Below are 7,470 nucleotides of genomic sequence, written 5' to 3'. Positions count from 1 at the left end.
GAGGTCGAGTTCCGGCGCGGTTGAAAAGAGTTTCTCCCTGCAGGAAAAGGCAAGGTTGGCGGTATGTTGCTCAAGAGTCTCAGTGTCGGCGTGGCCCATCGGTTCCTCCGTTGCGGTGATTGTTCCAATTATAGGAACGATGTTCCAATAAAGCAAACGACATGTGAATGAGCATAAACCCCCATAACATCCGTCATTGACGATATCCATAATATAGGAACATTGATCCGATATTCGGAACGGCCGACTCCTGCGGCTGCAGGTTTCGTCACTCACTTTCTTGGAGGAGATCTGCGTGTTGAAAAAGAGACCTTGTATTGCAATGTTCCTGTGCATCGCGGCTGCGGCATTCGGGCATTCGTCAGCTGCGCTGGCAGACGGCAACCCCACGAACGCGACGGTAACGGTCGGGGCTGCGCCCGATGCGCCACCTTTCTCGTATATCCAAGGGGGTAAATTTCTAGGGATCAGCAACGACATCCTGCGGAGGGTAGGAAAGCTCGAAAACCTCGATATGCGTTATCAGGAGATGGCATTCGACGGTTTGATCCCGGCGCTCCAGGTTGGTCAGCTCGATATCGCCGTAAGCGGTATTTTCATTACGAAAGAACGTCAGGCAATTGTGGACTTCTCGACGCCCTACTTCGTCGAGGGCGCTCTCGTCATAGTCCCGGTTAATAGCGGAATCAAGAGCCTTTCCGATCTCAAGGGCAATACGATTGCTTGCGAGCAAGGCTCCGCTGCGTTGAAAGTCGCGCGTGAGCACGCGCCTGAATGGGGTGTCAATCTGCGCATCCTCCAAGATCCGGCGAGTATGCAGCTAGCTATGAGGTCGGGCGACGTCGCTGCGATGATCTACGACTCCGCGTTGGTGAGCTATCAGTTGCGGGTCGAAGGCGCGAAGCCCACGATCAAGATCGTGAGTCCTATGCTGGATCCGACAGGTATCGCATTCGCTTTCCCCAAAGGAAGCAAGTGGGTCGCAGTCGTCAATCGTGGCATCGCGAAATTGAAAGCCAGCGGCGAATTGGATGCCATCGCCAAGACATACAACATGAATTGAGGAGCGGCCACTCATGACAGATATGACTTGGCTTTGGGATTACCTACCCTCTCTTTTGGAGGGGATGAAGTTAACCGTGATCCTGACAGTGACATCAATGGCTTTCGGCGGTGTGCTAGGTCTGCCGCTCGCGTTTATGAAAATGTCCAGGCTCCGGTTGGCGGCTTCGATTGCCGCGGCATATGGAACCCTCATTCGCGGCATGCCGCTGCTCGTCCAGATCTTGTTGGTCTACTTTGGCTTGCCCGTGTTGACAGGGGTTCGGACACCCGCGATAGTCGCTGGCGGAATCGCCATGGCGCTATACACGGCGGCGTTTCTGGCCGAAGTCTTTCGCTCCGGGATTCAGGCAGTCGATCAAGGGCAAATGGAGGCCGGACGTGCAATCGGGTTCGGTCATTGGCAAACCATGAGACTGGTGATCATGCCGCAGGCGTTTCGAACCATGATCCCAAACCTGGCGAATCAGCTCAGCATCACGCTCAAGAATACGTCGCTATTGTCTGTTATAGGCGTGACGGAACTCACGCTCGCCGGGCAGAACATCTACATGCAGAACTTTGACATGATCCGTGTCCTCTCCATAGTGGGCGGCATGTATCTGGTCATATACCTCGTAGCCGAACGCGTGACCGGCTACCTCGAACAAAGGGTTTCTCGATGAATGCGCCAATCCGTATCCTTTCGGAGCTTGCAGATCAACCCGCTCCCGGTGCCAGCGAGCGCCGGGTTGCAGCCGAAAGCGCCTCCATGATTTCTGCGAGCGGTATCGAAAAAGCGTTCGGATCGGTTCACGTGCTCAACGGCGTCAGCATGTCGGTCGCTGAGGGCGAGGTAGTCGCTTTAATCGGCGCATCGGGATCTGGAAAATCAACGCTCCTCCGCTGCCTGAATCTGCTCGAAACGCCGGACGCGGGAACCATACACATCGACGGCGACGATGTTCTCAGCAGGAAGTACGACGTCAACAAATTGCGTCGAAAGATCGGGATGGTGTTCCAGAACTTCAACTTGTTCACCAATATGACGGTACTCGAGAACGTGACTCTCGGGCCGACGCGGTTGCTGGGGATGTCAAAGCTGCAGGCGAGGGACAAGGCTGAGGAACTTTTGGCCAAGGTAGGCCTGAGCGACAAAGCAAACGTAGTGCCGCAAAAGCTGTCCGGCGGGCAGAAGCAGCGCGTCGCGATAGCCCGCGCGCTGGCCATGAAACCGAGTGTGCTTCTTTTCGACGAACCAACGTCGGCGCTCGACCCCGAGATGGTACGCGAGGTACTGGACGTCATCCGGAATCTTGCACGCGACGGGATGACGATGGTTGTCGTTACCCATGAAATGGGATTCGCTCGTGAGGCAAGCAAGCGCGTCGCGTTCATGCACGGCGGGAAAATCCTGGAAATTGGGCCGCCCGCGCAGGTGCTCGGCAACCCGCGTGAAGAGCGAACGCGCGAGTTTCTCTCAAAAGTGCTGTGAGGTAACGCAAATGGCAGATCATGTTTTTGAACAATCGACTATGTGCGTTCATAGGGCGGGCGCGAGCACCGAGGGATTTCAGAGCTTTTCGACGCCCGTGTATCGGGCGTCCACGATCGTATTCCCAAACGCGCAAAGTTATCGTGATCGTTCCCTTCGGTTTCCGGACGGATACAGTTATGGGTTGATGGGGACGCCGACGACGCGTTCACTCGAGGAACAACTGACTCGACTGGCGGGCGGCGTGCGGTCCGTTCTTGTTCCGTCAGGGCAAGCTGCTGTATCGGCCCTCATGTTGACGCTATTGTCGCAAGGCGATCACGTCCTGATTCCCGACAACGTCTATCCACCGGTGAAGCAGTTTTCGAAAGAGGTCCTCCAGCGCTACGGTGTCGCGGTCGACATCTACGATCCGATGAACCTGCAGTCGCTCCGTAGCTCGATCAGAGTCGGACGGACGAAGTTGATTTGGATCGAAGCTCCCGGTTCAACAACAATGGAAGTCTGTGACACCCGCGCGATCGTAAGCATCGCAAAGGAAAATGGCGTGTTGACCGGCTGCGACAACACATGGGCAACGTCGCTTTTTTGCAAACCGATTTCGCTCGGCGTCGACGTCGTCGCTGAAGCGTTGACCAAGTATGTCGGCGGACATTCCGATCTGTTGCTGGGTGCGTTGAGCTTTGCATCGATGGATCTTTATCTGCAAGTGAGGGAACAGCTCGCCAATTTGGGCGTAGGTGTATCGCCCGATGATTGCTCTCTAGCGCTGCGCGGAATTGAAACCATGTCATTGCGCTTGGCTCATGTCGGGTCGACTGCCCTCGCATTCGCACAGCGCTTGAAGGATCGTCCCGGAATCGCCCGCGTGATTCACCCGGCGCTTCCCGAGTCTCCCGGGCACGAGTTCTGGAAACGGGACTTTCATGGGAGTACCGGCGTATTTTCGGTCCAACTGCAGGTGCACGACACGGCGCTTGTCGACCGGGCACTGGGCCGTCTTGAACTGTTCGCAATCGGCGCTTCATGGGGAGGGACTCGAAGCCTCGTTGCACCGATGTCGCTCGATGGTCAGCGTAGCTTCGGAACAAGTGGTTCCACTTCAATGTATCTGCGATTCAGCGTCGGATTGGAAAGTCCGCTCGATCTTTGGCGAGATATCGAGCTAATGTTGTCGGCTTTTGAGTTCAAGTGGCCCGATCGAAGATGACGGGTGCTCTTTTCTAATCTTACTTTTGCAGGGCGGGTGTTTGCATGGGAAGCGTCCTTCGCACGCACCGGCTTCACAGGTTTCACAGACAACAGATCACAGTACTACGCCAGTCTCTCCAATAAAAATCAAGCGGGAAGCGTTGCGCGACGTTGACCCAAGCGGTCGACTCATCGCCGGAGCAGCGCGGAACTCGCTTCGTCCAACAGAACGTGCAAAGCGGGTATCAGGGAAAAAACGATGAAGAAGCGAAATGCCGTAAAGCTTTCGGCCATAGCATTGGGCGCAGGTGCGGTATCCGCACCTGCCATGGTTCATGCGCAAAGCAGCGTAACGCTGTACGGCATCATCGATGGCGGTATTACCTACGTCAACAACGCGGGTGGTTCGCATGTTGTCAAGTTCGACGACGGCGTCTCTTACGCTAACCGGTTCGGCTTCAAGGGCACGGAAGATCTGGGCGGCGGGTTGAAGGCGGTCTTCGTGCTCGAGTCCGGCTTCAACCTTGGCAACGGCACGCTTGCCCAAGGCGGTGCGGAATTCGGCCGGCAGGCGTATGTTGGCTTGCAGAACCAGTGGGGCACGGTGTCGCTCGGTAACCAGCTCGACATCACGAACGAGTTCATGGAGGGTTACAACATCTCGTCGTTCGGCAGCGGTTATGCCATCCACCAGGGCGACTTCGACCGCATGAACGGCGACCGCTTGCCGAACTCGATCAAATACATGTCACCCGATGTTAGCGGCCTGACCTTCGGTGGCATGTATTCGTTCGGCAACACCGCGGGTGATTTCCACGAGAAGAGCGCGTACAGCTTGGGCGCGCACTACGCGCACGGCGACTTCACGGTCGGCACCGCGTACACGCGCCTGAACAATCCGAATGGCATCTACGCATTCGACCCGTACGCAATGATTGGCGCGAAGACGTTCCTCGGCCAGACGGTGGCAACGGTGAATCCTACGACGGGCGCGGTGACCGACCTGTACAGCAGCATCCCTTTTAATATCGATAGCCAGGCCACCTTCGGCATTGGCTCGTCGTGCGGGATTGGGGATTTGATGCTGTTTGGTAACTACACCTACACCACGATCAAGGGCTTTGGGCAGTCGTCACACATGCACGTAGGCGAAGGCGGCGCGTCGTATAACTTCACGCCGGCGCTCACCTTGTATGGCGGCTACCAGTACACATACTACGAAGGTACCCACTGGAACCAGGGTTCGCTCGGGCTGCATTACCTGTTGTCCAAGCGCACCGATGTCTATGTGTCGGGCGACTACCTGAAAGGATCGAATGGTGTGAACGCGGTGATTGGCTATAGCTTCACGCCGTCCACGTCGAGCACGCAAAGCGATGTCCGCATCGGCATGCGGCATTCGTTCTAAAGCGTTTTATCCGCTGCGACGGCTTCTTGAAACAGGACCGTCGTGCGTGGAGAAGTGCGGTCCTGCCGCGGGCTGGAACCGAGTCGCGTACGGTAGGTTCGCGAAAAATGCGATCTCGAACAGTTCCTGGCTGACCGCGAGCGACGGATAGCGCTCCTGGAACGCCGATGCTGCTTCCCAATGAAGTGTCACGCGCTCGTGCTGCAGCAGGCCAGCGTCGGCCAGGAGGTGTAGCGGCTCGATTACATCCAACGCAGGGCTCGATAACATCCGCGCCGACGAGACCACATTCATTGAGAACATCGGTGCGCCCAAGCCCACATTATGTGAGAACGGGCCCACACTGTTTGAGAACAGCTCGATAACATCGGCCAAGGTCCACATTAGATGAGAATGCCGGCCAAGCGCGACGCACAAAGGCTTTCCGGCTGATCGTCCCGGTAGCGTTGACCGTCGGACGCCGTGAGCTGATCGCTTGATACACAACCGGCCCCGGCACGATCTACCGCAAGGAGTGCGTTCACTAAAACGACCGTATTGCCGAATGATTGGCAGCGGCTATGTTCGCGGCACTGCGCCTTGCTGGGCGGGCGTTCGTGCCGTGCAGAATTCTGGTTCAAGAAAACACCGTTCGGTTTATCCAGCATCAACGAGTATTCGAAACGCTGTTGGCTGCGAAGGTTATGCCGTTCCTCGTCGTTCTCAGCGAATGTGATTCTGGCTCGCTGTTATCGAGCCGTTCTCAATTATGAGCTTCCCTCGATTTTTCGCCTTCCAACGGTCCCGAGTTATGCAGCCGCATCCTTGGTCTGCTGAGCCTTGATCCAGTCCTGAAGAGACCTTTCCGGAGAAACAAAGCCGAGCGACGAATGACGACGGCTGCGGTTGTAAAACACTTCGACATATTCGAACAGATCGGCCTTCGCGTCCTGATGCGTGCGGTAGCGCGTGGCGTGAACCCGTTCGTTTTTCAAACTGTTGAAGAAGCTTTCCGTCGGGGCGTGTCCCAACAATCTCCCTTTCGGCTCATCGAGCAGCGCATGTCGTAGGCGCTCAGCTTGCGCTGGAACTCGTGACTCGCGTACTGGGCGGCCCCTATCCGAATGGCACAGCGCACCCGGCGCGGGGCGGCGGCGAAACCAGGCCATCGTCAGCGCGTCTGTCACGAGATCCGCCGTCATGCGCGGCTTGATCGACCAGCCCACCACTTCCCGGTTGAACAGGTCGAGCACCACGGCCAGGTACAGCCAGCCCTCGTCGGTCCAGATGTACGTGATGTCCGAGCTGAACACCTGATTCGGCTCGGCAGGCGTGAACTCGCGATTCAGCAGGTTCGGCGCAACCGGCAACTTGTGCTTCGAATCGGTCGTCACCGCGCTAGCGGCGCTTGTGCCGGGCTCGGATGGCGTGCTCACGCATCAGCCGTTCCTCGCGGTCCTTGCTGGCCGGAAAGCCTCGATCACCGATTTCCTCGGTCATGCGCGGCGAGCCGTATGCCCCTTTGATCTCGGCATGTACCGTCCGGATCAGCGTCAGCAATTGCGTGTCCGTCAGGCGGGTTCGTCCTGGCGTGCCGCCGCGCTTCCACGCGCGGTAGCCATTCACGCTGACCGACAACACCCAGCACAGCGACGACAGCGGATACTGCCCGACCTGCTGGTCGATCCAGGCATACCTCACAGCAGGTCCTTCGCGGAGTTCGCGCTTTTTTTGCGATCTCAAGCTCCACTGCAGGCGCTTGTTCTCCGCTCTCAGGCGTGAAAGCTCCATCTGCTCCGGCGTGACCGGCTTCGCTCCGGCTCCATTCAGCTTGCCCGACGCCTCGGCCTTCACCCAGTTGCGAAGCGTCTGCTCCGACATGCCCAACTCCCGGGCCACCATGGCAAAGCCCTGGCCTTCCTTGACCCGCTGGACGGCGGCCATCTTGAACTCCGCCGTGTACGATTGCTTCGGTACCTTGAACATCCCTGATTCCCTTCCTTTCCGTCGAGTTTATACACGACCGGTTGGAAGGCGAAATTTCAGGGGAAGCTCATTAAAGTGAGCCGTTCTCACATAATGTGGGCCTGGGCGCACCGATATTCTCAGCCAATGATCCCGAAACGGTCACTGTTATCGAGCCCTGCGTTGGATGTTATCGAGCCGTTACAACTAGGCATTCAGGAGCCTTGGAGCGATGGGCGCAGGCCTTGGAGGAAACTCTCAGTTGGCGCCCGCGCGAGGAACAAAGCTTGGGGACTGAAGTTGACCCGCAAAAACGGACATCTATCCTTTGGAGAAGGAGGTGCCGATTATGGCCAAGCATCGTACCCCGTACCCGGCGGAATTTCGGGCG

At 57.3% G+C, this 7,470-nt stretch carries 8 protein-coding genes; 5 read left to right on the top strand and 3 right to left on the bottom strand.

The annotated features are described in order from the left end of the window. Nucleotides 1-295 precede the first annotated feature (295 nt). From HWY30_RS40070 to HWY30_RS40050, 5 genes are all read left to right on the top strand, one after another. Nucleotides 296-1,063, top strand: coding sequence for a substrate-binding periplasmic protein (locus HWY30_RS40070; RefSeq protein ID WP_167368885.1), 768 nt, complete (start codon nt 296-298; stop codon nt 1,061-1,063). A 13-nt stretch (nt 1,064-1,076) separates the two neighbouring features. Then, entirely contained in the window at nt 1,077-1,727 is a 651-nt protein-coding gene (locus tag HWY30_RS40065) for an amino acid ABC transporter permease (RefSeq protein ID WP_090812738.1), read from the top strand. An 86-nt stretch (nt 1,728-1,813) separates the two neighbouring features. Beyond that, the gene (locus HWY30_RS40060; protein WP_090812938.1) at nt 1,814-2,536 is read left to right on the top strand and encodes an amino acid ABC transporter ATP-binding protein; all 723 of its coding nucleotides are present in this window, start codon (nt 1,814-1,816) and stop codon (nt 2,534-2,536) included. 10 nt (nt 2,537-2,546) lie between these two features. Continuing rightward, entirely contained in the window at nt 2,547-3,746 is a 1,200-nt protein-coding gene (locus tag HWY30_RS40055) for a trans-sulfuration enzyme family protein (protein ID WP_208524376.1), read from the top strand. Nucleotides 3,747-3,986: 240 nt separating this feature from the next. Beyond that, the gene (locus HWY30_RS40050; RefSeq protein WP_090812736.1) at nt 3,987-5,135 is read left to right on the top strand and encodes a porin; all 1,149 of its coding nucleotides are present in this window, start codon (nt 3,987-3,989) and stop codon (nt 5,133-5,135) included. A 6-nt stretch (nt 5,136-5,141) separates the two neighbouring features. Here HWY30_RS40050 and HWY30_RS43260 read toward each other — a convergent pair whose 3' ends face one another. From HWY30_RS43260 to HWY30_RS42335, 3 genes are all read right to left on the bottom strand, one after another. Continuing rightward, nucleotides 5,142-5,510 (bottom strand): type 1 glutamine amidotransferase family protein, encoded by a 369-nt coding sequence (locus HWY30_RS43260; protein ID WP_425199438.1) that lies wholly within the window; start codon nt 5,508-5,510, stop codon nt 5,142-5,144. Between the two features lie 413 nt (nt 5,511-5,923). Further along, nucleotides 5,924-6,508 carry an IS3 family transposase gene (locus tag HWY30_RS42340; protein ID WP_244145204.1) on the bottom strand — a complete coding sequence of 195 codons (585 nt, stop codon included), beginning with the start codon at nt 6,506-6,508 and terminating at the stop codon, nt 5,924-5,926. A gap of 4 nt (nt 6,509-6,512) precedes the next feature. Then, on the bottom strand, nt 6,513-7,100 hold the full coding sequence (locus tag HWY30_RS42335; protein WP_244145203.1) for a transposase: 588 nt from the start codon (nt 7,098-7,100) through the stop codon (nt 6,513-6,515). Nucleotides 7,101-7,470: the final 370 nt, after the last annotated feature.

Source organism: Paraburkholderia tuberum STM678 (assembly GCF_902833905.1).
GTDB lineage: Bacteria > Pseudomonadota > Gammaproteobacteria > Burkholderiales > Burkholderiaceae > Paraburkholderia > Paraburkholderia tuberum.
Note: the sequence above shows the minus strand (reverse complement) of the source record. Positions and strands in the feature narration are given on the sequence as shown.